Source organism: Streptomyces achromogenes (genome assembly GCF_030816715.1).
Taxonomy (GTDB): Bacteria; Actinomycetota; Actinomycetes; order Streptomycetales; family Streptomycetaceae; genus Streptomyces; species Streptomyces achromogenes_A.
The window spans coordinates 6,504,665-6,529,084 of record NZ_JAUSYH010000001.1; the positions used below are offsets into that span (position 1 = coordinate 6,504,665).

The following is a 24,420-nucleotide window of genomic DNA, read 5'->3' on the forward strand; positions in this document are numbered from 1 at the left end:
TGCGAAATGCAGAATTTTGACGCTCGGATGACGCTCAAAATTGGAACTTCAGACCCGGATGCGGAACCCCGCGCTCAGCTGCTGCTCCCGCCGTGAGCTGGGGCCCACACGGAGGGCGAACTCACCTGGTTCGACCACGCGCCGGTTGTCGGCCGTGACGAGTGAGCAGCGCGAGGCAGGGATGCTGACGTTGACCTCCAGGCTTTCGCCGGGAGGGATTTCGACCTGGGTGAAACCCTTCAGCTCCTGCTCGGCCCAGGTGACGCTGGTGGTCAGGTCGCTGATGTACGCCTGGACCGTTTCCCGGGCCGGGCGGCTGCCGCTGTTGGTGAGCCGCACCGTCGCGTCGACGGTGCCGTCGGCCGAGACGTCCGGATCGTGCACGACGAGGTCGGAGTAGGTGACGGTGGTGTAGGTGAGGCCCTCGCCGAACGCGAACAGGGGGTCCTGGGTGAGATCCGCATAGCGGCTCCCGTGCTGGCCTCGCACCTGGTTGTAGAAGACCGGCTGCTGTCCGACGTGGCGTGCGAAGGAGACCGGGAGCCGGCCGCTGGGTTCGACGAGTCCGAGGAGGAGCTCGGCGATGGCGCGGCCACCGCACATGCCCGGGTTGAACGCCTCGATGAGTGCCGCCGCGTTCAGAGCCGACTCCGGGAGGGTGCTCGGCTTCGACTGGACCAGTACGACGATCACGGGGGTGCCGGTGGCGGCGACCGCGTCCAGCAGCGCGATCTGACCTCCTTGGAGGTCGAGCGTGGCTGTGGAGCGCAGCTCACCGGTGAGGGCGATGGCGTCCCCCACGACCACGACGGCGTAGTCGGCGGCCTCCGCGGCGGCGGTGGCCTCCCGAAGCTGTACCTGGTCGACCGGGGCGGGGATGAAGACGGGCGGCTGCGGTTGGCCGTCGGGCCCGACGGACCACTCGCCCATGGAGGCGGGGCTTGCGATGTCGGCTCCGCGGGCGTGCGTGATGGTCCAGTCGGCGGGGACGACGGCGCGCAGGCCGTCGAGCACCGTCTCCACCGTCTCGCGTGGATGTCCGTCGGGCATCCACGGGACCTGGCCGGTGGCGCCTGCCCAGTCGCCGAGCATGGCTTGCGGGCTGTCGGCGTTGGGGCCGATGACCGCGATCGTCCGCGGTGGGCCCTGGCTCGCGGCGCGGCCGGTTCCGTTCGAGCTGAGCCCGCCGTCGAGGGGCAGGATCCCCTCGTTGCGCAGCAGCACCAGTGAGCGCCGGGCGGTCTCGAGATTGAGGTCGGCGTGTTGACGGCAGCCGATCACCTGCGCCTGCCGCTCCGGGTCGGGGGCGCGGGGGTCCTCGAAGAGCCCGAGCTCGAACTTCAGCCGCAGAACCCGCCGTACCGCGTCATCGATCTGTTTCTCGTCGACCAGGCCGCGGGCGACCGCCTCCTGCGCGCCCTCGAAGAACTGCGGCGTGGCCATGATGAGGTCGTTCCCGGAGTTGACGGCGACCGCCGATGCCTCGGCGTAGTCGGCGCAGGTGCGCTGGTCATAGACCATCCGGCCGACGTTGTCCCAGTCGGTCACCAGCGTGCCGGTGAAGCCCCACTCACCTTTGAGTACATCGTTGATCAGCCACTGGTTCGCGGTGATGGGCACCCCGTCGATCGACTGGTAGCCGAGCATGAAGCCGCGGCAGCCGGCCCGTACCGCTTGCTCGAAGGGGGGCAGGAACCACGAGCGCAGCTTGCGCGGGCTGAGATCGGCTTCGCTCGCGTCGCGCCCGCCCAGGGTTTCGGAGTAGCCCGCGAAGTGCTTGGCGTACGCCAGCACGGCGGTCGGGTCGCCAAGGCCCTCGCCCTGATAGCCGCGCACCATCGCCGCCCCGAGTTCACCGATCAGGAACGGGTCCTCGCCGAACGTCTCGTTGATCCGGCCCCAGCGCAGGTCCCGGGTGATGCACAGCACCGGGGAGAACGTCCCGTGGATCCCGGTCGTCGAGATCTCGATCGCGGACGCACGGGCGACCCGGTGGATCAGAGAGGGATCCCAGGTGCAGGCCATGCCGAGCTGGGTCGGGAAGATGGTCGCGCCCGGCCAGAAGGAGTGGCCGTGGATGCAGTCGTCGACCGTGAGCAGGGGAATACCGAGCCGTGTCCGCTGGGCCCTTTCCACGGCCTCGGGCATCCGCTCGGGAGTCACATGCAGAACGGACCCGGCCAGCTTGGTCGACACGATGTCCACCAGGTCTCCGTGTTGCGCGTCGAGCATCAGCAACTGCCCGACCTTCTCCGGCAGGATCATCCGGGACAGCAAGTCCTCGGTTCTCGATTCCACGGCCGCTTCCGGATCCAGGTACGTGGCAGGGTGGACCGGCTGTCCCACTGTGTTCTCCAGGAAATGAGTCGTACAGGGTCAGAGAGTTGATCGGCGACGGCGGGTGCTTCTGCCATCACGTGCGCCTCGCGATGACGTCGCGTCAGTTCGGGCTCGGCTGTGACGTCGAGCCACGGATCACGAGGCTGGTGGGGATGATGTGTGAGGGGGCGGCCTCCGGCGATCTGCGCACGTGGTTGAGCAGCAGACGGGCCGCTGCCTCGCCCATTTCCCGCATCGGTTGGCGGACGGTGGTCAGTGCCGGACGGTACAGACTCCGAAAGGCCCGACCGTCAACACACCAGTCAAAGCAGGCTCAGCCCTTTACGGCGGAGCTGGCTACGCCCTGCACGAACCACCGCTGGAAGAACGTGAAGACGATCAGCACCGGCAGGACCAGCAGGACACCGAAGGCGAGGACCTGGCCCCAGTCCACGGGCTGCTGGCCCTGGAAGACGCTCATCTGCAGCGGGAGGGGACGTACTGAGGGGTCGGAGACCATCAGGACGGGCCAGAGGAAGGAGCCCCACTGGCCGAGGAAGGTCAGGATCGCCACCGACGCGTACACCGGCTTCGACATCGGGACGACGATCGCGAAGAAGGTGCGCCAGGGGCCGGCGCCGTCGATGCGGGCGGCTTCCTCGATGCTGGGCGGGATCGCGCGGAAGTAGGTGGCGAACTGGAAGATGGAGAAGGCTTGGGCGATGAAGGGGATGGCCTGGATGTAGATGGTGTTGCGCTGGTCGTTGAACATGTAGAACAGCGGGACGGCCACTGCTTCGAACGGGACGAGCAACAGCAGCAGCACGAGGGTGAAGACGGTGTTCTGGCCTTTCCACCGCAGCCGGGTAAGCCCGTAGGCGGCCATGGAGTTGACGATCAGTCCGCCGAGCACCACGACGGCGGACAGGAGCAGTGAGATGCCCATGAACCGCCAGAAGTAGCCGGTGGCGTCGGAGTCGAAGCTGTCCAGGACGGCACGGTAGTTGGTGAAGGACAGGTGGGTGGGCAGGAAGCCGGTCAGGCCGTTGAGCACTTCGTCGGAGGGCTTGAAGCTGCCCAGGAACAGGTAGAGGACGGGCAGGACGAAGATGAAGGCCAGGACGCTCAGGACGGCGTAGTCGAGGAAGCGGCGCAGGGGTGAGCGGGTCATGGTCAGTCCTCGTTGCCCGCGCGGACGACGCGGCGCTGGGTGAGGGTCAGGGCGACGACGATCAGGAAGAAGACGACGGTGATCGCGGACGCCTGGCCGATGTTGTTCTGGTCGAAGGCCGTGGTGACGGCCTGGTACATCACCGTGCGGGTCGCGTCCTCGTCGAGTCCGCCGCCCTTGACGAGGACGTAGACCTGGTCGAAGACGCGGAAGGAGAACACCGAGGTGAGCAGGGCGACGAAGACGAGGGTGCCGCGGATGCCGGGCAGGGTGACGTGGCGGAACTGCTGCCAGCGGCTCGCGCGGTCGAGTGAGGCGGCCTCGTAGAGCTCGCCTGGGATCTGCTGGAGGCCGGCGAGGAGGATGACCATCTGGAAGCCGACGCCCTGCCAGACGGACAGCACGATGATCGAGGCCATGGCGGTGAGCCCGTCGCCGAGCCAGTCGAAGGCGCCCCAGTTGCCGAAAGTCACCGCGTCCAGGGCGGAGTTGAGCAGGCCGTCGCCGCTGCGGGCCAGGATGAGCCGCCAGATGACGGCGACCAGGGCCATGGGGAAGACGACGGGCAGGAAGAACAGGGACCGGAACAGGCCGATGGCCTTGAGTTTGCGGTTGAGGAGGATCGCCAGGGCCAGTGCCAGGCCCGTCTGCAGGGGTACGACGACCACGGCGAAGGTCAGGTTGTTCAGCAGGGCCCGCAGGAACGGGCCGGACATGTCGGGGTCGGTGAACAGGCGCCGGTACTGCTCCAGGCCGAAGAAGCGGGGCGGGAGCGGCGAGCCGAGGCGCACGTTGTAGAAGGAGAGTACGACCGCGTAGACGAAGGGGGCGCCGACGAAGGCGATGAGGCCGCCGAGGGCGGGTGCGGACATCAGCAGCCCGTGCAGCCAGTCGCGGTTTCTGCGCCCGGGCCGTTTGGACTTGGCGGATCTCGGTGGTGAGGTCGGTTTCCTGCCGGCGGGCGTGGCGGGTGCGGGGTTGACGGTGGTCACGGTAGGGGTCCTCTTCCCTGCCGGGAGGGGCGGGCGCTGTCAGGGTGCGCCCGGCCCTCCCGGCTGCTGGATGCCGGCTACGGCAGCTGGTAACCGTCGTTGTCCGAGTAGTCCTGGTCGATGGCGCGGGCGGCCTTGGCCAGAGCGGCCTTCGGGTCGGCGCCGCCGTAGATGTCGCTCACCGCCTGGCTGAACTTGGCGGTGACCGTGGGGTATCCGGCGGTGACCGGGCGGGTCACGGCCACGCAGGACTTCGTGATGTCACTGTCGCCACACGGCTTGGCCAGCTGGTCGGCGAAGAGCTGGAGCGGGCCGCCCTGCTTGTACAGCGGGCTCTTGGCGAGCACGGACTTGGTGCCGGGAGGGGCACCGTTGGCCGTGGTCATCGCGGTGACGTTGGTGTCGTTCATGAGGGAGTCGAGGAAGGCGCCGGCGGCCATTCCGTTCTTGGTGTCGGCGCCGATGCCCCAGGCCCAGGAGCCCTGGCCGGTCTTGGGGCCGTTGCCGAAGTCGGGCAGCGGCAGCACGACGAGGTCGTCACCGAGGGCCTTGCTGTAGGCGGGGTACATCCAGTGGCCCACCCAGCTGAGGGCGACGCGGCCCTTGGTGAAGGCGTTCGAGTCGGTGTTGGGATCGACGTAGGTCTTCCACGACTGGAAGGTCTTCAGCGCCGAGGCCACGGCCGGGGTGTCGAGAGCGCCTTCGGCCTTGCCGTTCTTCAGCAGCGAGCCGCCCGCCGACCAGACGACCGGGCCGAAGCCGTAGGTGCCCCACTCGTTGGCGAAGCCGCCGCCCTCCTGAAGGTCCAGACTCTTGCCGTCGGAGTCCTTGGCGGCCAGCTTCTTGACGGCCGCGGTGAACTCGGCTGCCGTCCAGGCGTCGGACACACCGGTGGGATACTTCACCCCGGCCGCGTCCAGCAGCTTCTTGCTGCCGTAGATGCCGAGCCCGGAGTCGTACAAGCCCAGGCCGTAGTGCTTGCCGTCGATCTCACCCTCGGCCTTCACCGCGTCCGTGGCGTTGGCCAGGGTCTTGGCGGAGACGTAGTCGTCGATCGCGGCGAGCTTCCGGTTGTAGACGAAGCTCGCCATGGTCGGGCCGTCGAACTCCATCACGTCCGGCAGCTTGGAGGCGTCGGTGGTGGTGATGGTCTTGGTGTAGTCGTTGTCGGGGATCAACGTCAGCTTGACCTTGACCTTCTTCTGTGAGGAGTTGAAGGTCTTCACCGCGTTCTGCACGGCGCTGGCCTCGCTCTGCTGACCCTGGTGCGCCCAGACAGTGATGGTGCCCGTGCCGCTGCCCTTCTCGGCGGAGGTGTTGGTGCCGCTGCCCCCGCCGCAGGCGGCCAGCGCGGCCAGCGGAAGGACGAGGGCCAGGGCCGTACAAGCCGTCCGGCGGGAACTTCTACTGCCGATGTTCATGGTGGGTGCCTCCGGTGCGTGGTGCGGGTCAGGGTGGGAGGTGCGGATGGGGCGTGGAGGGTGGAGAACTGGGGTGGGGACGGGTCCTACGGCGTGGGCAGGGCTGCCTACGCGTGCGGAGAGAGGCGGGGGCTCATGCGGACTGTCCTCCGGGCTCGGCGGAGTTGCCGCTCGCCTCCTTGATCACGAGAGGCCGCAGCTCCCAGGCGTCGACCGCGTAGCCGAGGCGCTCGTCGGGCGCGCTGCGTGCCTGTAGCCGCCACGGGCCGTCCCCGGTCGGGTAGAAGCGCAGAGTGAGGACCTGGCCGGTGGAGGTCAGGAAGACTTCGGCGATGGAGTGGTCGACGACGACGCGCAGGTCGACGGGTCGGTCGGCTGCGCAGGGCATCCGGTAGGAGCCGCCGCGGGCCCGGGGGTCCAGTGAGGCGTGGTCGCGGTCGACGACCAGTTCGCCTGTGTCGGCATCGAGGCGGATGTCGAGGTACTCGGAGCCGTCCGGGGTGGTGAGCAGCCGCAGACCGGCGTTTCCGGTCGGATCCAGACGGGCCGTCAGATCGAAGGCTCGGCCCACGCTGCCGAGGTCCACCGGGCCATCTGTCACGCCCTCGGTGTGGACGGCGTGCTCACCGCGCAGGTCGAGCAGTTCGGCGGCGGGTTGCTGGCGCAGCGTTTCGTCGCCGCCGACCGAGATCTCGCGAGGCAGGGTCAGCACGCCGGCCCATCCGTCCGTGACCGCCCAGGCTTCCTCCCGGGCTTCCACGGACCAGCCCCACAGCAGCCATCTGCCGCCGGGTGCACGCAGCAGGGCGGGTGCATAGCAGTCAGGGCCGTGGTCCACGAGGACTGGCGCGCCGGCCTCGAAGACGTTGCCGTGTTCCTCGCCGACCAGAGCCGTGACGCACCGTGGGCTGTCGTCGTCGTTCCAGGCGCTGAAGATAAGAGCACCGGGCCGTCCGGACTGCGCCGGGAGGTACTGGGGACACTCCCAGCCCTCGCCGGTGTGCAGGTCGGTGCCGCCGACCGGCTCCTGCTCGCGGGCGTCGAAGGGACCCAGGTAGGTCCAGGTCTCCAGGTCGGGCGACTCGTAGAGCAGGGCCGCGCCACGGCCGTCCGCGAGGGCGGCGCCGACCAGCATCCGCCAGCCGTCGCCGTCCTGCCAGACGTACGGGTCGCGGTACATGGTGCAGCTCTCGGGCCAAGCGGGGACGACCAGTTCGCCGCGCGGGCGGAAGGTCAGGCCGCCGTCATGGGAGGTGGCGTGGGTGACCGGCTGGTGCTGGGGGGAGCGGTCCTCGCGGTGCGCGGAGTAGAAGGCGACCAACCGGTCGCCATCGGAGACGGCGTTACCGGAGAAACAGCCGTCGGCGTCCACGCCACCCGGGGTCGGGGACAGGGCGATCGGCAGCGGCTCCCAGGTCAGCAGGTCGGGGCTGCGGAAGTGGCCCCAGTGCATGTTCGCGTGGGTCGACCCGTACGGGTTGTACTGGTAAAACGCGTGGTAGTGGCCGTCGTGGAAGACCAGCCCATTGGGGTCATTGATCCAGTTGCGGGGCGGGCGCAAGTGCGCAACGGGCCGGAACAGATCACGGGGCGCGGTGGACACACACGTGCCTTTCGGTGCGTACAGAGGGCATGCGAAGGGCGGTCACCGGAGGAAAACGGCCACAATTCCTTCGCAGCACTCGAAGAAAGTCGCCTCCACCAGCACTCGCGGCAGGCCCCCGGTGGCATGCCAACGCAAAGCCAGGTCCGGCGCGATGCCGACGGCGAGCTGTGGGAGAGAGGCTTGCTGACGCGCCGACACCTGGTCGGCGAGGAGCGCGAGGCTCAGCACCCTCGCGCTGAAGAGGCCGGGCCGCTGGAGGAGCGGGCCAAACTGACGCAGACCGATCCGCCCGCGCTTACCGGCGCGGCGGAGGCGGCGTCCAGCGCCGGCAGGCTGCGACGGCTCGACACCTCGTGGAAAGTCTCAGGGGACATGTGTGTACCCTCACTGTGTTCGAAGTACTGACAGGACCGACGACCGGTTGCGACGGTCGCCTGTCATGGTGCGGAATGCTTCGCCGTCCCGGGGTCAGAGTCGGGGCGGCGAAGCGACCGATGCCCGCGCCACCAGCGGGCAAAGCAGCATCTCCTGGCTGTCCGGGCCCGGTGGCCGGCCCGGCGTCTTGGTGAGTGCGAGCAGCTGGGCCACAGCCCGTGCCCCCATCTCGTAGTGCGGGAGCTGAACCGTGCTCAGCGCGGGGTAGACGGCCTCGCAGACCAGCTCCTGGTTGTCGAACCCGATGACCGACAGATCACCGGGGATGGACAGTCCCAACTCGGCCGCAGCCCGATAAGCACCGGCGGCCATCCGGTCGTTGAAACAGAACAGTGCCGTCGGGCGCCGTTCCGCCGTCAGCAGGCGCCGAGCAGCCCGGTAGCCCGCGTCCACGTCGCCGACCGTCGTCCCGAAGGACACCGCCGTCTCCGCGGCGACCAAAGACGGGTCATAGGGGACACCGACCTCGGCCAGCGCCTTGCGGTAGCCCTCCAAGCGGCCATGCCGGGCGGGAACGTCGACGGTCTGCACAGTCATGCCGATCCTGCGGTGCCCGTGGTCGATCAGCTCACGCACCGCCGTGTATCCGCCCTGGACCTCATCGGGCACCACGAAGGGGATGGCGGGGTCCTCGGAGCGCGCGTCCAGCAGCACAGTGGGGGTCGAGCCCAGGCTCTCCGGCACGCGCACGTTCCGGTGATACATCGCCGCGTACAGCACGCCGTCCACCTGCCGCTGGAGCAGCATCTCGATGCTGGTGCGCTCCAGTTCGGCATCGCCGCTGGTGTTGACCAGCAGCAGCACCAGGCCCTCGGCTGCGGCGGCCTCCTGGGCGCCCAGGATCGTGCGGCCGGCATGGGGGGTGGTGGCGATCTCATCGCTGACGAAGCCGATGGTGTGCGACCGCTTCAGTCTCAGCCCCCGGGCGAGGCCGTTCGGCGCGTACCCGAGTTCGTCGGCGACCCGCAGGACGCGCTGCCGGGTCTCCGCACTGGCCCGCTTGCCCTCGACGCCGTTCAGGATGTGCGACACGGTCGCGGTCGACACACCAGCCGCCGCGGCCACGTCCTTGATCCCGATCCGGCGCGCCATTGCCCCTGCCCAAAGTAGTAGATACCGGGTTGGTTAATCGTTTAGTCAACTGCGTGCACATGAGATTGCCCATGGCCGGAGCTCCTGTCAATGGCTTGTTACGAACTCTTGGCCGTCGGATGTCCTATGCGGAGGTCCAGCAGCAACGTCGCGCCCACTCCCCTGACCAGCCCGAGCGAACCGGCCTTCGTCGCCCGCGAGAATGCCCGCAGCGAGGACGACGGCTATCTGCTGATCCTGTGGTGGAACCGCGCCACCAACCTTGGCGAACTGCTCATCCACGACGCCGCCGACCTGTGCCGTATCCCGCCGGCCCGGGTCAAGCTTTTGTAGTCCGGGTGGGTTGCTCGACCTGTTCCCCACCGTGCCGCAGTTCGCGCGGACGGATCGATCTTTGTAGCGCGCTGACCTGCGGATTCGTGAACGAGGTGCCTGCATCGGGGACGCTTTCAGAGCGTCGGGCGGAGATTCTTGACGCTCGAAGCGGAAGTCACCGCCGCAGGCGGTGCGGGTGACCATCCCGGCCCAGCGTTCTTGGGGGCCGAGGACGCGGCTCGACCGTGTCACTTGATACCGGTCAGGTATCATCTCTGCATGGCGATGACACTCCGACTCCCCGACGACCTTGACGCGAAGCTCACCGAGCGGGCTCGCCGGGAGGGCCGCAGCAAGCAGGAACTTGCCATTGAGGCCATCCGTGACGCTCAGAACCGGGCCGAGCTGAAGGTCGATGACGTCTTGGCCGAGCTCATGGAAAGCGATGCGGAGATCCTGGACTACCTGAAGTGACCGGCGTGCGCTACATCCAGATCGACGAGATTCTGGCCATCGCCCGCACGGTCAACGGTACCGAGCACAGCGTGCGTGACATGGGCCTTCTGGTGTCGGCGATCGAGCGACCCCGGACGAACGTGTTCGGAGCCGAGTTGTATCCCGCGCTGCACGAGAAGGCTGCGGCACTGCTGCACTCCGTCGCCCGCCATCACGCGCTGATCGACGGCAACAAGCGCACCGCCTGGCTCGCCATGCGTGTCTTCCTGCGGTTCAACGGCGTCAGCGCCAGTACCGTGCCGCCGCCCGTCTCCGTTGCCGGCCCGTTCGTCGAGGAAGTCGCGCAGGACAACGTCGATGTACCGGTCATCGCCAAGCGTCTGTCGGCCTGGTTCCCCATTTCCTGACGTTCGACGTCGTGTCTCTTCCTCGGTTCCGTCCCCCGCGGGGCGCGCCGACGGGTCGCGGACGAGGCGGACGACCTGGTGGCCGTCGGTGAGCAGCGAGTGGGTCAGGGCGGATCCGATGAGTCCGGTGGACCCGGTGATCGCGACGCGCATGGCGTTCTCCCGAACCGGCTTGGGCAGGTGGCCTTGTGGCCACCCGGGACGGTTGTCGGACTTCGGGGTTCTCGGAGTCAGCGGCGATGCCACGGCAGGGCCGACGGGTAAGAGTCCTCCTCGTCGGCCTGCTTGAGGGAGGCGAGCACGGTGGCGGTGATGGTGGCGAGCTGCTCCACCTGTTCGGGGCTGAGGGCGTCGAACACCACGCGGCGGACGGCAGTCGCATGGCCGGGGGCGGCCTTGGCCATCAACTCCATGCCGGCCTCGGTGAGTTCGGCCAGCTGTCCGCGTCCGTCGGCCGGATCCTCCCGGCGCCGCACGTAGTCCGACTCCTCCAGGCGGATCACCGCGCGCGTGAGGCGGCTGCGGGTGAACTTCAACTGCTCGGCGAGCAAGGACTTCCCCAGGGCGCGGTCGGGTGCCACGGACAGGCGGGCCAGGAGGCTGTAGTCCGCGTGCGTCATGGCCGCGTCGCGCCGCAACTGCTGATCGAGGTAGTCGCTCAGCAGCGTCGAGCTCGCCGAGGGCGGCGGTCTGCCCGAACTGCTCGACGCGGGCTCCGCGATGCCCGTCGTACCGGCCGGCACCCCCACGTCTCCGATGTCCGACTGCCGGCGCCGCTCCAGCCGCCCAGCGTGCGGGACTTCGTCACCTTCGAGGAAACACGTCGAGGGCGTACGGTCGTGCCTGCGTGGGGGCTCCCGTGCGCGGGGGCGGGCTTCGGGCCGCCGTCCCGGGGGGGTGAACACGCTGTCTGCCCGCCCAGCGTGGAGATTGCCTCGCCGACCCGACCGCCTGGGCGAGACGGTTGCCCGGCCCCTCCGGCGAGCCGTGGCGGGCTCCTGACCGGCGTGTGACCCGTCGACGCTCAGGCGATCGACGGCGGGCGTGAGCTGGTTCAGGGATCCCATCTCTTCGTCGAGGCGGCGCCGCGACGGAGGGTTGTCGATGTGTTACGCGAACGGTTGTTGCGGCCCCGCGACGACGGTGGTGTGTGCGGCGTGGGGGCAGGCGTATGGGATTTCCCTGAGATGGACTGGAGAAGTGCAGTGAAGCGCTTCGATGCTCGTCAGAGCTCCAGGGCAGTGTCAAGAGAGCAATCTCGCCGCGTTGAGCAGAGCGCGCAGACCCCCTTGCCGCACCGGGACTGTCGTGGAATCGGCCCCTTGTGCGCCCTCAAGCCTTCACTTAACCTCGCAGCAACATCGAAGCGCTTCGATTGTGCATCCGTCGCAGTAATGGGATGTCTGCTTTCAGCTCAGCCAATTCCAGTCACGACACCGCAGCCGACGGCCCTGCGTCGGGTGTCCTGGTGCGCCATGAAGGGTTGACGCGATGACGCCGAATGCCGACAGCGGCCAGACTTTCACCGCGCGGGCCACCGGCCTCAGCTCGGGCGGCACCGAGTTCCAGTCGGTCGCGGCACCCGGCCGCACCGGCGGCCTGTGGCTCAGCCTCCAGGGCGACGGGCTCTGCCGCTCGACCGACGGCGGCGCGACCTTCACCGAGGTCAGCAGCTGCCACGCCTCACACACCCTGGGCTTCGGCAAGGCCGCCCGGGGCGCTTTCCACCCGGCCCTCTCCATGGTCGGCGCCATGGACACCATCACCGCCGTACACCGCTCCGACGACGAGGCGAAGACCTGGACACGGTTCGACGACGACCGTCACCCGTGGGGCTGGACCAAAGCCGCCGCCACCGGCGATCCCCGCGTGTGCGGACGGGGCTACATCGCCGCCGACGGACGCGGCGTGCAGTACGGGGAGCCCGCCTGACGCGCGACAGCGGCATATCGGCGTCGTCCGCACCGTCCACGGCACCTGACGGCCGCACCCGGCCACCCGGTGGGAGACCGCCTTCCGCGGCGGCTACGGCCGACACGGCGCCCTCGTGTTCGGCGATACGCATGCCGAGCAGATCGCCGTAACGCACCGCACCCTGATGCCCGCCGGGCGGCGATCAGCCCCGCTGAACAGCCATCACTCGCAGAAGAGAAGGAACTCCATGAAAAAGTCTCGGATCCTACCCCTGGTCACGCTTGTGTCCGCCGTGCTCGGGCTGGCAGCGGCAGGTGTGACCCCTGCCTCCGCCGCCTCCGACACGCCTTTGCGGGTCATGCCGTTGGGCGACTCGATAACCTGGGGTGTGGGAAGCAGTACGGGCAACGGCTACCGGGCGCCGTTGTGGGACAGACTCGCTTCGGACGGCCACCCGCTGGACTTCGTAGGCACCGGGCGGGCCGGTTCGATGTCCGATCCCGACAACGAGGGCCACTCGGGGTACCGCATCGACCAGATCGCCGCACTCGCCGACGCCTCACTCACCCGCTACCGGCCCAATGTCGTCACGCTGCATATCGGCACCAACGACCTCCAGGGGGCCTCCGAGGTCAACACCGCCATCGCCCGGCTCAAGTCGCTGGTCAACCAGATCACCGCCGACGCCCCCGACGCAACCGTCCTCGTCGCCTCCCTGGTCGTGTCCACCAGCAGCTCGGAGGAGCAGTTCCGGGGCGCGTACAACCAGGCCACCCGCCAGATCGTCAGCGAGGCACAGGCGGCGGGCAAACACGTCGCCCACGTCGACATGAGCAGCCTGACCACGGCCGACCTGGCCGATCCCCTGCACCCCGACGACTCGGGCTACCAGAAGATGGCCGACGCCTTCCACCGCGGCGTCCGGGCCGCGGACAGCGCCGGATGGCTGAAGAACCCCGCCCCCGCCCCCGCACGCGTCCAGTCCGGCATCGCCGGCAAGTGCATGGACGTCAAAGGCGCCGCCACAGCCGACGGGACCGCCGTCCAGACGTGGAGCTGTGGCGGCGGTGCCAACCAGTTGTGGTCCGCCTACACCGACGGCACGCTGCGCTCCCTGGGCAAGTGCCTCGACGCCGCCGGCTGGGGCACCGCGAACGGAACCAAGGTGCAGCTCTGGTCCTGTCACGGCGGCGCCAACCAGGTCTGGCAGCCCTACAACGGCGGCTACCGCAACCCCGCTTCGGGCCGCTGCCTCGACGTTCCGGGCTCCTCCACGGCCGACGCCACGCAGCTCCACCTGTGGGACTGCAACGGCGGCTCCAACCAGAAGTGGACCACTCTGACCGCCGGATGACCCCGCTCCGGGATCCGCGCCCCCTCCGGGGGTTCGGATCCCGGAAGAACATCGGCAGCGGGCACCGCCGGGGACGGCATCCGACGCGGTCGGCTCATACCTGGCAGGGCAGTGATCGACGACAACCCGCTCGACGAGCACCTCGCAGCGACCGGGAGCCACGGTGAGGGAGCCTGCGGAGACGTCCCAGCGTCAGAGCAGCGGTCATTCGGCGCCCAAGCGCCGTCGCCTTCCTCACACCCCGTCACCTCCCGGGCCTGGTGCGTGAGTTGGGCCCGTGTCACGCGATCGGTCGGTGACTGAGGCGGCCAGACGCCCGGCGCGGTCCTCGTGGCCACGGCCGTCGACGCCGACGAGGGCGGTGCCACCCAAGCGCTGAACACCTCCCGCCGCGCCGCGAGGCGACCTGGAAAGAGCTTCAGGATCACGGCAACCTTTCGCGCAGCGTGTGACCACAAGGAATCGGATCCGGCCAGTTCGGTTGCAGAGATCCGGATTGCCACGTGAACAGCATGCAAGGAGAACGCCTTCCCATGAACCACCCCACGCACGGCGGGCGCCGCGGGCGTCACCGCCGCCGCTGGACCGCCACTGGTCTGGTGCTCGGTGTGCCCGCCGTCCTCGTGCCGTATCTCCTGTTCGCGCAGGAGGACTCGCAGGCGGCGACGGTCGACGGCGACGCCTATTACCGGCTGGTGTCCGTGCGCAGTGGCAAGGTGCTGGACGTCAACGGCTTCTCGACCGCCGACGGCACCCGGGTCCAGCAGTGGACCGACCAGAACACGGCCAACCAGCAGTGGAAACTGAGGTCCGCCGGTGACGGCTACTACGAGCTGGTCAACCGCAACAGCGGCAAGGTGCTGGGCATAGCGGGCGACTCGACCGCTCAGGGGGCCGCCGCCGAGCAGCAGACCGACAGTTCCGCCACCTCGCAGGAGTGGAAGATCAGCGAGGTGAGCGGTTCCGACGCCGTCACCCTCACCTCTCGCAGGAGTGGCCAGGTCCTGGACGTCTCCGGGGGCTCCACGGCCCAGGGCGCGGCGCTCATCCAGTATCCGAGCCGGGGCAGCACCAACCAGCAGTGGAAGCTGGTGAAGACGGGCGGGGCCCAGGCGGCCGGTACCGGCGGTGCGCAGACCACGGCATCGGCGGGACCGTACAGGTGGGAGAACGCCCAGGTGGTGGGCGGCGGTTACGTCACCGGTCTGGTGTTCAACCAGAAGGAGAAGGGCCTGCTGTACGCGCGCACCGACATGGGTGGCGCCTACCGCTGGGACACCGGGGCCGAGCAGTGGATCCCGCTGACCGACTGGATCGGCGAGAAGGACTGGAACCTGCTGGGCATCGACTCGCTGGCCACCGACCCCGTCGACCCCGGCCGGCTCTACCTCGGGACGGGCACCTACACCAACGAGTGGGCGGGCAACGGCGCGATCCTGCGCTCCAGCGACCGGGGCCGCACTTTCCAGCGCACCGATCTGCCGTTCAAGGTGGGCGGTAACGAGGACGGCCGTGGGGCGGGCGAGCGGCTCGTGGTCGACCCGGCGGACCACGGCACCTTGCTGCTGGGCACCCGCAAGAACGGCCTGTGGCGCAGCACCGACTTCGGCGTGACATGGAGGCAGGTCTCGTCGTTCCCCGTCAAGGACGGGGCGAGCAGCGGCGGGGGAATCTCCTTCGTGACGTTCGGCCCGGCCGGCAGCAAGACGATCTACGTCGGTGTCGGCGACAAGTCCACCTCCCTGTACCGGTCCACCGACGGCGGCGGCACCTGGCAGGCCGTCTCCGGGCAGCCCGCCGGCCAGATGCCGCAGCACGGCGTCCTCTCCGGTGACGGCTCGCTGTACCTGACGTACACCGACAACCTGGGGCCCAACGGCGTGACGGGGGGCTCGGTGTGGAAGTACACGGCGGCCCGCGGGGCGTGGAAGGACGTCTCCCCGTCCCGGGGCAGTTACGGGTTCTCCGGTCTGGCCGTCGACCCGCGCAAGCCGTCCACGGTGATGGTCACCACCCTCGGTCGCTGGTGGCCCCAGGACGAGATCTACCGGACCACCGACGGCGGCGAGACCTGGAAGGCCCTGGCCGACAAGTCGGTGCGCAACGCCTCCGCCGCGCCTTACGTCGGCACCCACACCGGGCACTGGATGACCGCCCTGGCCATTGATCCCTTCGACTCCGGGCACGTGCTGTACGGCACCGGCAACGGCATCCTGCGCAGTACGGACGCGGCCGCGTCCGACAGCGGCGGCACCAGCCACTGGAGCATGGGCGCCCGGGGACTGGAGGAGACCGCGCTGTCGGACGCGATCGCCCCGCCCGGCGGCGCCGCCGTCATCACCTCCATGGGCGACCAGGGCGGCTTCCGCCACGACTCCCTGACCAAGGTGCCCTCCGGGCGGTTGAACAACCCGATGATGACCAACAGCACCGACATCGACTTCGCCCAGTCCAAGCCCGCGCTGATGGTCCGCGTCGGCCGGGGCGGCGCGCAGGACGGCGCCTACTCCACCGACGGCGGCAGCAGCTGGAACGGCTTCAAGGCAGAGCCGGTGGCCGGTGCCCAGGACGGCCGTGTCGCGCTCGCGGCGGACGGCTCCACCATCGTGTGGACCGAGGCCGGTCAGGCCCCCTACCGCTCGACCGACAACGGGTCGAGCTGGTCGAGGGTCAACGGCCTGGGCAACGACGCCGCAGTCGTCGCCGACCGCTCCTCGGCCAGGACCTTCTACTCACTGTCCGGCGGCACGCTCCACGCCAGCACCGACGGCGGCGCGACCTTCACCGCTCGCGCCACCGGCCTGCCCTCCGGCCGGCTCACAGCGGTGCCCGGCATCGCCGGAGACCTGTGGATCGCCGGCAGCACCAAGGGGCTGCTGCACTCCACCGACGGCGGCCGCACCTTCACCACGCTCAAGACGGTGCAGTCCGCCTCCGCCCTCGGCTTCGGCAAGGCCAAGCCGGGCAGCGACTACCAGGCGCTGTACCTGATCGGCACCGTCGAGGACGTCACCGGAGTCTTCCGCTCCACCGACAAGGGCGCCACCTGGCTCCGCGTCAACGACAAGGCCCACCAGTGGGGCGCCATCGGCGGCGTCGGCGTCATCACCGGCGACCCCGACACCTACGGCCGCGTCTACGTCGGCACCAACGGACGCGGCCTCCAGTACGGCGACCCGTCCTGACCTCGACACCCGAGCGGGTCCGCAGGCACTACCGCCTGCGGCCCCGCCATGGCCGAGGTACCTCGTGGACCTGCCGAGCCGGCCTACGCGATGACGGGTCAGGGGTTACGGGAGCGCGCTCCACTTCTGGTTGTTCTGGCCGTTGCAGGTCCACAGGATGACCGGGGTCCCGTTGGCGGAGCCGGCCTCCTTGGCGTCGAGGCACAGCCCGGCGCGGACGTTGCGGACCGAGCCGTCGGAGCCGACCGTCCACTTCTGGTTGTGATCAGATGTGCGCGGGTCAGCGCTTCAGGGTGAGCAGGCCCGGCCGGTACGGCAGGTTCACGTACATGGGATGAATCAACGGATACGGACGTTGCTCCTGTCTAGTCTCGCGACACGGAAATCCAAGGGACTCTGACCGCGGGGAGCTGCGAGTTCACTGTTCGTGCGACCGCGCCTCGCGGGCGACCAGGGTCAGCATCGGTGGTCCGTACTTCGTCGAGGCCGTCCTTCACGCAACCATGGTCGGGTCGGGACCGATCGGGTCGTCGGTTGATCTGTCGAGGGGCAGAGGGCGCGAAATGGATATTCGGCAGCTGGAGTACTTCCTGGCGATTGTTGATCGTGGGGGGTTCAACCGTGCGGCCTCGGCTCTGTACGTGTCGCAGCCGTCGCTGTCGCAGGCCGTGCGGGCACTGGAGCGTGATCTCGGTTCCGAGTTGTTCCATCGCATCGGGCGCAGGGCAGTGCTGACGGAGGCCGGGAGGGCTCTGATCGAGCCTGCCCGGGAGGCCGTGCGGAGTCTGGGGACGGCGCGGGCGAGTGTGGCGGCTGTGCATGAGCTGCGTGAGGGGCGCCTGGACGTGGCGTCCATGCCGTCGCAGGCGGTGGAGCCGCTGACGAGCCTGGTGAGTGCCTTCAGCCACCGGTATCCCGGCGTCTCTGTGGCCATCAAGGCGGCGTTCACCTCGCGTGACGTGGTCGACATGGTGCGCACGGGTGCCGTGGAGTTGGGGCTTCTGGCGTCCGCCGGTCCGGTCTCCGGCAAGGAGGTCGTCTCACACGCGCTGGGGCGGCAGCGCTTTGTGCTGATGGTGCCGGCCGACGGCCCGTTCGGTGACCGGACGGCGGTGGAGTGCCGGGAGCTTGCGGGACAGCGGCTGATCGTCGGGCAGCCGGGTACGGGGATGCGCGCCTACGTCGACGGGCTGCGGGAGCAGGGCATCGAGTTCACCGTCGCCGCCGAGACCGAGCACCGGGTGTCTCTCATGCCCCTGGTACTGGCCGGGGTCGGGCTGGCGGTGGTCACGGATTCCTGGCGGGACGTCGCCCGGCGGCTGGGCGCCCGCGTCCTGGACATCGAGCCGGAGACCACCTTGGACGTCGCCCTCGTCAGCCGCCGCGGCAGCCTGTCGCCCGCGGCCGCCGCGTTCGTCACGGCCGCCGCCTCGTTCGCCGACAGCTGATAGCACCTGCTTATAAGGCAGATCCGCTTTGCGTCTTGGACGCGCCGCGGGCCGCCTTGCTGCAATCGACGGCATGACGACGAATCACCGCATTGCCCTGATCCCCGGCGACGGCATCGGGGCCGAGGTGCTGCCCCCGGCACAGCAGGTGCTCGATGTTCTCGGCCGCCGCCACGGCTTCAGCCTGTCCTACACGTCGTACGACTGGTCGTGCGAGCGGTACCTGCGGGAGGGCGCCATGATGCCCGCCGACGGGATCGACCAGCTGCGCGACAAGGACGCGATCCTGCTGGGCGCGGTGGGGTACCCGGGGGTGCCCGACCATGTCTCCCTGTGGGGGCTGCTGATCCCCATCCGGCGCAGGTTCCGCCAGTACGTCAACCTCCGGCCCATCCGTGTCTTCGACGGCATCGACAGTCCGGTGCGCGGCGCACGGCCGGGCGAGGTCGACATCGTCGTCGTGCGGGAGAACGGCGAGGGCGAGTACAGCGAGATCGGCGGACGGCTGAACCAGGGCACCTCCGAGGAACTGGCTGTCCAGGAAGCGGTGTTCACCCGGGCCGGGGTCACCCGGATCGCCGACTACGCGTTCTCGCTCGCCGCCCGCCGCCGGGGGAAGCTCACCTCCGCCACCAAGTCCAACGGCATCATCCACACCATGCCGTTCTGGGACGAGCTGATCGCCGAGCGGGCGGCCGAGCACCCCGGCGTCACCTGGGACCAGGAGCACATCGACGCGCTGGCGGCCAAGTTCGTCCTCGAACCCGCACGCTTCGACGTGGTCGTCGCCTCCAACCTCTTCGGCGACATCCTCAGCGACCTCGCGGCCGCGGTCGCCGGATCCATCGGCATCGCCCCGGCGGCCAACCTCAACCCCGAGCGGGACTTCCCCTCGATGTTCGAGCCGGTGCACGGCTCCGCGCCCGACATCGCGGGCCAGGGCATCGCCAACCCGCTGGGCGCGATCTGGTCCGCGGCCATGATGCTCGACCACCTGGGCCGTCCCGCCGCGGCCAGGGACATCACGGACGCGATCGCGTCGGTCCTGGCCAAGACCGATACCCGCACCCGTGACCTGGGCGGAACCGCGACCACCGCCGAGTTCACCGACAAGCTGACCGAGCTGCTCTGAGCCGTCTCCCTCCGCGGTGGGCGGCAGGGACGATGCCGCCCACCGGTCACCGGGCACCCACCCCGGCGCCCGGCGCGGGACGGCAGACGTGCCCCGTCATACGCCGGGAAGAGTTGTTTCTCCCGCGTCCAGAACCAGCACCGCGACGTGCAGGGACGTGCGCTGCAGGCCTGATTCCAGGTCGCAGCCGAGGAGCCGTTCGATGGTGTGGAGGCGCTGGTAGTACGCCTGCCGGGACATGCCGGCGCGTTTCGCCGCGACCGACTTGTTCCCGGCCGCCGCCAGATAGGCGCGCAGTGCCGGGAGCAGATCGCCGCCGTTGCGGTCGTCGTGCTCGATGAGGCGGGTCAGTTGCCGTTCCGCGTACCGCTGCAGACGGGTGTCCTCCCGCAGGAGGCCCAGCAACTCCGGCAGCCGGACGTCGGCAGGGACGTAGAACCACCGCTCGGGGGAGGCCGGTGTGATGGCCTCGGCCGTCTGCTCCGCCTCCTGCCACGACCGGGCGATCCCGCCGAGATCGGTCACCCCGGGGCCGACGGCGACGACGGCCCGCGGTCCGAGCTCCTCCCGGGTCAGCCGGCCGATCCGCTCGGCGACCGGCTGCCAGGCGCTCGCCTGTGCCAGTGCCATGAGCACGCCGATCCGGCCCGGGGCCGTCTCGCCGACGAGGGCGCGCACGCCCGTGTGCGCCAGCGCCTTCGCGATCCGTTCGTCGAGGTGCTCGTCCTCGGTGGCGGTGTACGGGTGGCGGATGACCACGGCGAAGAGCCGGTGCCCGAAGGCCGGCAGCCCCAGCGCCTCGGCGCGGGCGCGCGCGTCCGCGGGGGAGCGGAAACGCCGCTCGTACAGGTCCCGCAGTACCGAGCGGTGGGCCCTGCGCTCCCACCAGGCCTGTCCGGCCTGGCGCGCCATGGTCAGCGCGACCGCCGCACGTTCCAGCACGAGGACGTGTTCCGGGTCGGGCTCGGCGTTCAGCCGGTCCTCCAGCAGCACCAGCCGCCCCCACGGCCCGTGGTGGTCCTGCACCGCAGCGATCAGCCACCCCTCGGGGCCGCTCGGTGTGATCCTCTCCGGCGTCGGTGCGGCCCGCGAACGCCGCGACCAGGCCGACACCACCGGCTCGTACGGCCGGCCGAGCAGCTCGCACATCAGGACCCGGTGGGTGAGATCCTCCAGCACCACGGGGGCTCCGGTGAGCTCCGCGGTGGTGTGCACCAGTTCCTCGGGGTCCGCGCCCCGCAGCGTCAGGGCGGTGAAGATGTCCTGGATGTCCCGCCCGCGGCGCAGCAGGGCCCCCTGAGCGTCGAGGATGAGCGCGTGCACCGTCTGCGTGACGTCGATGAACCGGACGCCACGGGCCAGCTCGACGAGCGGCACGTCACGGGCTCGGCACGCCGCCACCAGCTCGTGGGGCACCTTCCGGTACCGGTAGCCGAGCTCCACGATCAGGCCGGCCGCTCCGATGTCCGCGAGCTGGTCGACGTAACCGCGCAGCTCGGAGGCGTCCTCGGGATGCGGCATTCCCGTCGTCAGCACCAGCTCGCCGCCCTCCAGGAAATCGGCGGGGTTGAGCAGCTCGGTGACATGCACCCAGCGCACCGGGCCGTCCAGCTGTGACTCGCCGGCCAGCACGCGCGGCATCCCTTCGGCGAGGACGGGCAGGCGCAGTACCTCCCTCAGTGTGGGGAAGTGCCCGCGTACATGATGTCTGGGCGGCATAGAGGGTGCTTTCATCCGAGGGAATCGGGCTCACCCTCGCACCGGCCACCCACGGTGACAAGAGGGGGATCGGTATTGGTGCAGCCCGTTCGCCCGCTGTGACAGACCGTCTCGAGAAGGCCCCGAGGCGGAACACAGTGTGGGTTGACCTGCAGGTTCCCCTGGGCGGAAAGTGAACGCCATCCCCAGCAGGGACCGAACCGGAAAGGTCCGCACGGTGTCCGGACAGTGCTGGGGCCCGACTGCCACCCATCCCACCATCGAGAGGAGCGACCTCATGCGCATCCCGAAGCGCGTCGCCGTGATCGGTGCCGGCAGCATGGGCAGCCAGGCCATGTGGCGACTGGCGGCCCGCGGAGCCGAGGTCATCGGCTACGACCGGTACGCACCGGGTCACGACCGCGGCGCGGCCGGGGGCGAGAGCCGCATCTACCGAGCCGCCCACCTCGGCGAGCCGGGGTACATTCCGCTGCTGCGGCTCGCGGACCGGATGTGGGAGCAGCTCCAGGCGGAGACGGGCCGGTCGCTGCGACGCCGCAGCGGGAGCCTGGTGATGGGAGAGGCCTCCTCACCGTCCATGAGTCTCCTCCTCTCCACCAGCGCCGCCCAGGGGCTGGATCACGAGGTGCTGGACCGGGAGGAACTCGCCCGCCGCTACCCGCAGCACCGGCTCCCGGACGGACACACCGCCGTCCTCGACCGGTCGGGCGCCGTCATCAGGCCGGAGGCGTCGATCCAGGCCGCCGCCGCCCGTGCCGAGCAGCTGGGCGCCCGGCTGCACCGCTACACCACGGTGCGCGAGGTCGTCCCCGAGGCGGGTGGCGGGGTGCGGGTCGTCACCGACCGGGGCACGGACCATGTGGACGCCGCCGTGGTGACCGTGGGCCCGTGGATCAACACCCTGCTCCCGGACCTCCCCCGGACCATCGACGTCCGCCGGGTGATCTGTTCCTGGCACCTGCCCACCCGCCACGACTGGTTCGCCGGCGGTGCCCCTTCCTTCGTGCGCGCCACACCCCACGACTGCTTCGGAATCCCGTCGCCCGACGGCATCTCCGTCAAGCTCGGTCTCTCCTTCAGATACCACGCGCCGGTGCCCGAGCCCGACCGGCTCGAACGTACGGTCCGCCCCGAAGAACTCGGCGTCTTCCGCGAGCTCATCGGTGCACTCATGCCCGACCTGAACCCCGACCCCATCAGGATGTCGGCCTACATGGAGGGCTACACGGAGTCCGGAAACCCGCTCGTCGGTCATCTCCCCGGCGAGGACGACATCATCGTCATGGCCGGGTTCTCCGGCAGCGGCTTCAAGTTCTCGCCCGCGATGGGAGAGATCGCCGCCGACCTGGCGCTCGACGGATCCACGCAGCAGCCCGTCGACTTCCTCGCCCCGGCAGGAGTCGGCGCCGCCTGATCCCGGCGATCGTCGACGTCATCACCCCCGCTCACGGTCATCACCCCCCACTCGCGGTCATCACCCCCACTGGCGACATCTCCGTCATGAGCATGCCCAAAAGGGTCCGTGCCGGCCCTGACCAGTTCCCCGAAGCAAGAAAGTGGAGCACTTCCATGCCCATTCCCTCGTTCCGGTTCCGCCCGAAGTACGTCTCGTTCGACTGCTACGGCACGTTGATCGAGTGGCCGATGACCCCCATCACCCGTGAGCTCGTCGGCGACCAGATCCCGGCCGAGCACTGGGACCAGTTCGTCAAGGAGTTCCGCGGCTACCGCTACGACTCGGTCCTCGGCAAGTACTACCCCTACGAGGAGACTCTGCAGGACGCCTTCGAGGGGGTCTGCCGCAAGTGGGGCGTGAAGGCCGCCCCGGACGCCGGCAAGCGGTTCGCCGACGGCGTGCGCAGCTGGGGCCCGCACGCGGACGTGCCGGAACCGCTGAAGAAGATGGGCGAGAACTACAAGCTGGTGATCCTCTCCAACGCCGGCGACGCCTTCCTCGAGGAGAGCGTGCCCCGGCTCGGAGCGGACTTCCACGCGGTCTTCACCGCGGAGCAGGCCGGCTACTACAAGCCCCGGTACGCGGCGTTCGAGTACATGCTCGACCAGCTCGACGCGTCCCCGGAGGACTTCGTGCACGTCTCCTCCCACACCCGTTACGACCTGATGCCGATGCACGACATGGGCTTCCGCAACCTCGTCCTCCTGGACCGCGGCTGCGACCCGGTCACCCACGGATACGACTACGTGACGGTGAAGTCCCTGGACGAGCTCAACACCATGCTCGGCATCTGACCCGCGACGCACACCCGCTCACGCAGCACCTTCTTCCCGACAGGCGCCCGGTCTCGTGTGGCCGCCCATGAGCCCGGCACGTTTCCGGGCGCCGCCCGACGAGGTCCCGCCCCGGCGGAACCCGTACGTCGTCCCCGCATCACGGACTCCCCGCATCCCAGCGCTTCTTCAGGAGGCACCGCCATGGAAAGCAACCGGACAGGCCGCAGAACCGTACTCCGCACCGCAGGCGCTGTGGCCGCCGCCATGCAGGTCAACAGAAACTTGAGTGTCCCGATCGTCACGGCGGCCCTGGCTCTCGCGCTCGCCGCGTGCGGGGCGAGCGGCACGCCGCAGAACGTGGGGGCCAAGGGCACGGCGCAGGGCGGAGGTTCCGGTGCGTCGGCCGAGCACACCGACGACGTCTCGGTGGGCGTGAAGCCGGATGCCAAGGCCGTGAAGCTGCTGCCCGCGGCGGTGAAGGCCGAGGGCAAGCTCTCGGTGGCCATGGACCTGGCCTACCCGCCCACCACGTTCATGGCGTCGGACAACAAGACCCCGATCGGGTTCAACCCGGACATGGCCCGGCTGATCGCCGCCAAGCTCGGCCTGAAGCTGCAGATCAACAACGTCAAGTTCGACACCATCATCACCGGACTGCAGGCCGGTCGGTACGACTTCACGGCCTCCACCATGGGCGCCACGAAGGACCGGCTGAAGGTGCTCGACATGGTCGACTACTTCAAGGCCGGGACCGGAGTCTCCGTCCCCTACGGGAACCCGCAGAAGCTGGGCACCCACACGCTGTGCGGGCACCGCGTCGGTGTCACGTCCGGCAGCACCCAGGAGCTGCAGTGGGTGCCGCTGCTGTCCAAGCAGGACTGTACGAGCAAGGGCAAGCCGGCCATCGAGGCGGTGACCCTGCCCAGCGTGAACGACGCGCTCACCCAGCTGGTCTCCAAGCGGCTCGACGCGGTGATGTACGACTTCACCGCGCTCGGGTGGGCGGCCGAGCAGCAGCCCAAGACGTTCGAGGTCCTCAAGCCCATGGTGACCGCCAAGACCGTGGCCGTCGCGCTGAAGAAGGACTCGCCGCTGACCCCCGCGGTGCAGGCTGCCGTCCAGTCGATCATCGACAGCCCCGAGTACGCCGAGGCTCTGGGCCGCTGGGGTTTCCCGGATCTCGGGATCACGACCGCGGCCATGGCCGTCCCGCAGGACTGAC

At 69.4% G+C, this 24,420-nt stretch carries 19 protein-coding genes and 4 pseudogenes; 11 read left to right on the top strand and 12 right to left on the bottom strand.

Features of this window, described 5'->3' with window-relative positions:
* Window positions 1-48: 48 nt before the first annotated feature.
* The 8 genes and pseudogenes from QF032_RS29185 to QF032_RS29220 all read right to left on the bottom strand — a co-directional run bounded on the left by QF032_RS29185 (window position 49) and on the right by QF032_RS29220 (window position 9,036).
* Window positions 49-2,265, bottom strand: coding sequence for a glycoside hydrolase family 3 N-terminal domain-containing protein (locus tag QF032_RS29185; RefSeq protein ID WP_307060410.1), 2,217 nt, complete (start codon window positions 2,263-2,265; stop codon window positions 49-51).
* Window positions 2,266-2,440: 175 nt separating this feature from the next.
* Window positions 2,441-2,626 (bottom strand): annotated as a pseudogene (locus tag QF032_RS29190) (substrate-binding domain-containing protein); the annotation flags it as partial.
* A 27-nt stretch (window positions 2,627-2,653) separates the two neighbouring features.
* A complete protein-coding gene (locus QF032_RS29195; protein WP_307046569.1) occupies window positions 2,654-3,490 on the bottom strand; it encodes a carbohydrate ABC transporter permease in 837 nt (278 codons plus the stop codon).
* 2 nt (window positions 3,491-3,492) lie between these two features.
* Complete coding sequence (locus QF032_RS29200; RefSeq protein ID WP_307058050.1) at window positions 3,493-4,482, bottom strand: carbohydrate ABC transporter permease; 990 nt, start codon at window positions 4,480-4,482, stop codon at window positions 3,493-3,495.
* Window positions 4,483-4,559: 77 nt separating this feature from the next.
* Window positions 4,560-5,903 (bottom strand): sugar ABC transporter substrate-binding protein, encoded by a 1,344-nt coding sequence (locus QF032_RS29205; protein WP_307046572.1) that lies wholly within the window; start codon window positions 5,901-5,903, stop codon window positions 4,560-4,562.
* A 133-nt stretch (window positions 5,904-6,036) separates the two neighbouring features.
* Complete coding sequence (locus QF032_RS29210; RefSeq protein WP_307058052.1) at window positions 6,037-7,506, bottom strand: glycoside hydrolase family 32 protein; 1,470 nt, start codon at window positions 7,504-7,506, stop codon at window positions 6,037-6,039.
* Between the two features lie 42 nt (window positions 7,507-7,548).
* The gene (locus QF032_RS29215) at window positions 7,549-7,737 is read right to left on the bottom strand and encodes a hypothetical protein (protein ID WP_307058054.1); all 189 of its coding nucleotides are present in this window, start codon (window positions 7,735-7,737) and stop codon (window positions 7,549-7,551) included.
* Between the two features lie 240 nt (window positions 7,738-7,977).
* Window positions 7,978-9,036 carry a LacI family DNA-binding transcriptional regulator gene (locus QF032_RS29220; RefSeq protein WP_307046578.1) on the bottom strand — a complete coding sequence of 353 codons (1,059 nt, stop codon included), beginning with the start codon at window positions 9,034-9,036 and terminating at the stop codon, window positions 7,978-7,980.
* A 126-nt stretch (window positions 9,037-9,162) separates the two neighbouring features.
* Between QF032_RS29220 and QF032_RS29225 the strand changes: the two genes are divergently transcribed.
* From QF032_RS29225 to QF032_RS29235, 3 genes are all read left to right on the top strand, one after another.
* Window positions 9,163-9,369: a carotenoid oxygenase family protein gene (locus QF032_RS29225; RefSeq protein ID WP_307058056.1), complete on the top strand. Its 207-nt coding sequence runs from the start codon at window positions 9,163-9,165 to the stop codon at window positions 9,367-9,369.
* A 261-nt stretch (window positions 9,370-9,630) separates the two neighbouring features.
* Window positions 9,631-9,825, top strand: coding sequence for a ribbon-helix-helix protein, CopG family (locus QF032_RS29230; RefSeq protein ID WP_307058058.1), 195 nt, complete (start codon window positions 9,631-9,633; stop codon window positions 9,823-9,825).
* Complete coding sequence (locus QF032_RS29235; protein WP_307046582.1) at window positions 9,822-10,214, top strand: type II toxin-antitoxin system death-on-curing family toxin; 393 nt, start codon at window positions 9,822-9,824, stop codon at window positions 10,212-10,214. The genes QF032_RS29230 and QF032_RS29235 overlap by 4 nt, the downstream gene beginning before the upstream one ends.
* 35 nt (window positions 10,215-10,249) lie before the next feature.
* Here QF032_RS29235 and QF032_RS29240 read toward each other — a convergent pair.
* A pseudogene (locus QF032_RS29240) lies at window positions 10,250-10,367 on the bottom strand (NAD-dependent epimerase/dehydratase family protein); the annotation flags it as partial.
* A gap of 77 nt (window positions 10,368-10,444) precedes the next feature.
* Window positions 10,445-10,963: a MarR family winged helix-turn-helix transcriptional regulator gene (locus QF032_RS29245; RefSeq protein WP_373430393.1), complete on the bottom strand. Its 519-nt coding sequence runs from the start codon at window positions 10,961-10,963 to the stop codon at window positions 10,445-10,447.
* 751 nt (window positions 10,964-11,714) lie between these two features.
* Between QF032_RS29245 and QF032_RS29255 the strand changes: the two are divergent.
* The 3 genes and pseudogenes from QF032_RS29255 to QF032_RS29265 all read left to right on the top strand — a co-directional run.
* Window positions 11,715-12,146 (top strand): annotated as a pseudogene (locus tag QF032_RS29255) (1,4-beta-glucanase); the annotation flags it as partial.
* A 229-nt stretch (window positions 12,147-12,375) separates the two neighbouring features.
* Window positions 12,376-13,482 carry a ricin-type beta-trefoil lectin domain protein gene (locus QF032_RS29260; RefSeq protein WP_307058061.1) on the top strand — a complete coding sequence of 369 codons (1,107 nt, stop codon included), beginning with the start codon at window positions 12,376-12,378 and terminating at the stop codon, window positions 13,480-13,482.
* Between the two features lie 533 nt (window positions 13,483-14,015).
* Complete coding sequence (locus QF032_RS29265) at window positions 14,016-16,667, top strand: RICIN domain-containing protein (protein ID WP_307058063.1); 2,652 nt, start codon at window positions 14,016-14,018, stop codon at window positions 16,665-16,667.
* Between the two features lie 105 nt (window positions 16,668-16,772).
* Here the strand turns inward: QF032_RS29265 and QF032_RS29270 are convergent.
* Window positions 16,773-16,931, bottom strand: a pseudogene (locus QF032_RS29270) (ricin-type beta-trefoil lectin domain protein); the annotation flags it as partial.
* Between the two features lie 299 nt (window positions 16,932-17,230).
* On the opposite strand from QF032_RS29270, the gene QF032_RS29275 reads away from it, so the two are divergent.
* Together QF032_RS29275 and QF032_RS29280 are read left to right on the top strand one after the other, a co-directional pair.
* Window positions 17,231-18,115 (top strand): LysR family transcriptional regulator, encoded by an 885-nt coding sequence (locus tag QF032_RS29275; RefSeq protein ID WP_307058066.1) that lies wholly within the window; start codon window positions 17,231-17,233, stop codon window positions 18,113-18,115.
* Window positions 18,116-18,188: 73 nt separating this feature from the next.
* Window positions 18,189-19,247: a tartrate dehydrogenase gene (locus QF032_RS29280; protein WP_307058067.1), complete on the top strand. Its 1,059-nt coding sequence runs from the start codon at window positions 18,189-18,191 to the stop codon at window positions 19,245-19,247.
* Between the two features lie 96 nt (window positions 19,248-19,343).
* Here the strand turns inward: QF032_RS29280 and QF032_RS29285 are convergent, their stop codons facing one another.
* Window positions 19,344-20,966 carry a PucR family transcriptional regulator gene (locus QF032_RS29285; protein WP_307046591.1) on the bottom strand — a complete coding sequence of 541 codons (1,623 nt, stop codon included), beginning with the start codon at window positions 20,964-20,966 and terminating at the stop codon, window positions 19,344-19,346.
* 277 nt (window positions 20,967-21,243) lie between these two features.
* On the opposite strand from QF032_RS29285, the gene solA reads away from it, so the two are divergent.
* The 3 genes from solA to QF032_RS29300 all read left to right on the top strand — a co-directional run bounded on the left by solA (window position 21,244) and on the right by QF032_RS29300 (window position 24,419).
* Window positions 21,244-22,380, top strand: a complete 1,137-nt coding sequence (gene solA / locus QF032_RS29290) for an N-methyl-L-tryptophan oxidase (RefSeq protein ID WP_307058069.1) — start codon at window positions 21,244-21,246, stop codon at window positions 22,378-22,380.
* Between the two features lie 155 nt (window positions 22,381-22,535).
* On the top strand, window positions 22,536-23,216 hold the full coding sequence (locus tag QF032_RS29295; protein ID WP_306948806.1) for a haloacid dehalogenase type II: 681 nt from the start codon (window positions 22,536-22,538) through the stop codon (window positions 23,214-23,216).
* Window positions 23,217-23,480: 264 nt separating this feature from the next.
* Complete coding sequence (locus QF032_RS29300) at window positions 23,481-24,419, top strand: ABC transporter substrate-binding protein (protein ID WP_307058071.1); 939 nt, start codon at window positions 23,481-23,483, stop codon at window positions 24,417-24,419.
* Window position 24,420 lies beyond the last annotated feature (1 nt).

Coding starts and splice junctions, on each gene's coding strand:
- QF032_RS29295 (WP_306948806.1), top strand. CDS start 22,536: ATGCCCATTCCCTCGTTCCGGTTCCGCCCGAAGTACGTCTCGTTCGAC.
- QF032_RS29285 (WP_307046591.1), bottom strand. CDS start 20,966: ATGCCGCCCAGACATCATGTACGCGGGCACTTCCCCACACTGAGGGAG.
- QF032_RS29275 (WP_307058066.1), top strand. CDS start 17,231: ATGGATATTCGGCAGCTGGAGTACTTCCTGGCGATTGTTGATCGTGGG.
- QF032_RS29230 (WP_307058058.1), top strand. CDS start 9,631: ATGGCGATGACACTCCGACTCCCCGACGACCTTGACGCGAAGCTCACC.
- QF032_RS29225 (WP_307058056.1), top strand. CDS start 9,163: ATGCGGAGGTCCAGCAGCAACGTCGCGCCCACTCCCCTGACCAGCCCG.
- QF032_RS29220 (WP_307046578.1), bottom strand. CDS start 9,036: ATGGCGCGCCGGATCGGGATCAAGGACGTGGCCGCGGCGGCTGGTGTG.
- solA (WP_307058069.1), top strand. CDS start 21,244: ATGCGCATCCCGAAGCGCGTCGCCGTGATCGGTGCCGGCAGCATGGGC.
- QF032_RS29260 (WP_307058061.1), top strand. CDS start 12,376: ATGAAAAAGTCTCGGATCCTACCCCTGGTCACGCTTGTGTCCGCCGTG.
- QF032_RS29205 (WP_307046572.1), bottom strand. CDS start 5,903: ATGAACATCGGCAGTAGAAGTTCCCGCCGGACGGCTTGTACGGCCCTG.
- QF032_RS29185 (WP_307060410.1), bottom strand. CDS start 2,265: ATGATCCTGCCGGAGAAGGTCGGGCAGTTGCTGATGCTCGACGCGCAA.
- QF032_RS29195 (WP_307046569.1), bottom strand. CDS start 3,490: ATGACCCGCTCACCCCTGCGCCGCTTCCTCGACTACGCCGTCCTGAGC.
- QF032_RS29265 (WP_307058063.1), top strand. CDS start 14,016: ATGAACCACCCCACGCACGGCGGGCGCCGCGGGCGTCACCGCCGCCGC.
- QF032_RS29280 (WP_307058067.1), top strand. CDS start 18,189: ATGACGACGAATCACCGCATTGCCCTGATCCCCGGCGACGGCATCGGG.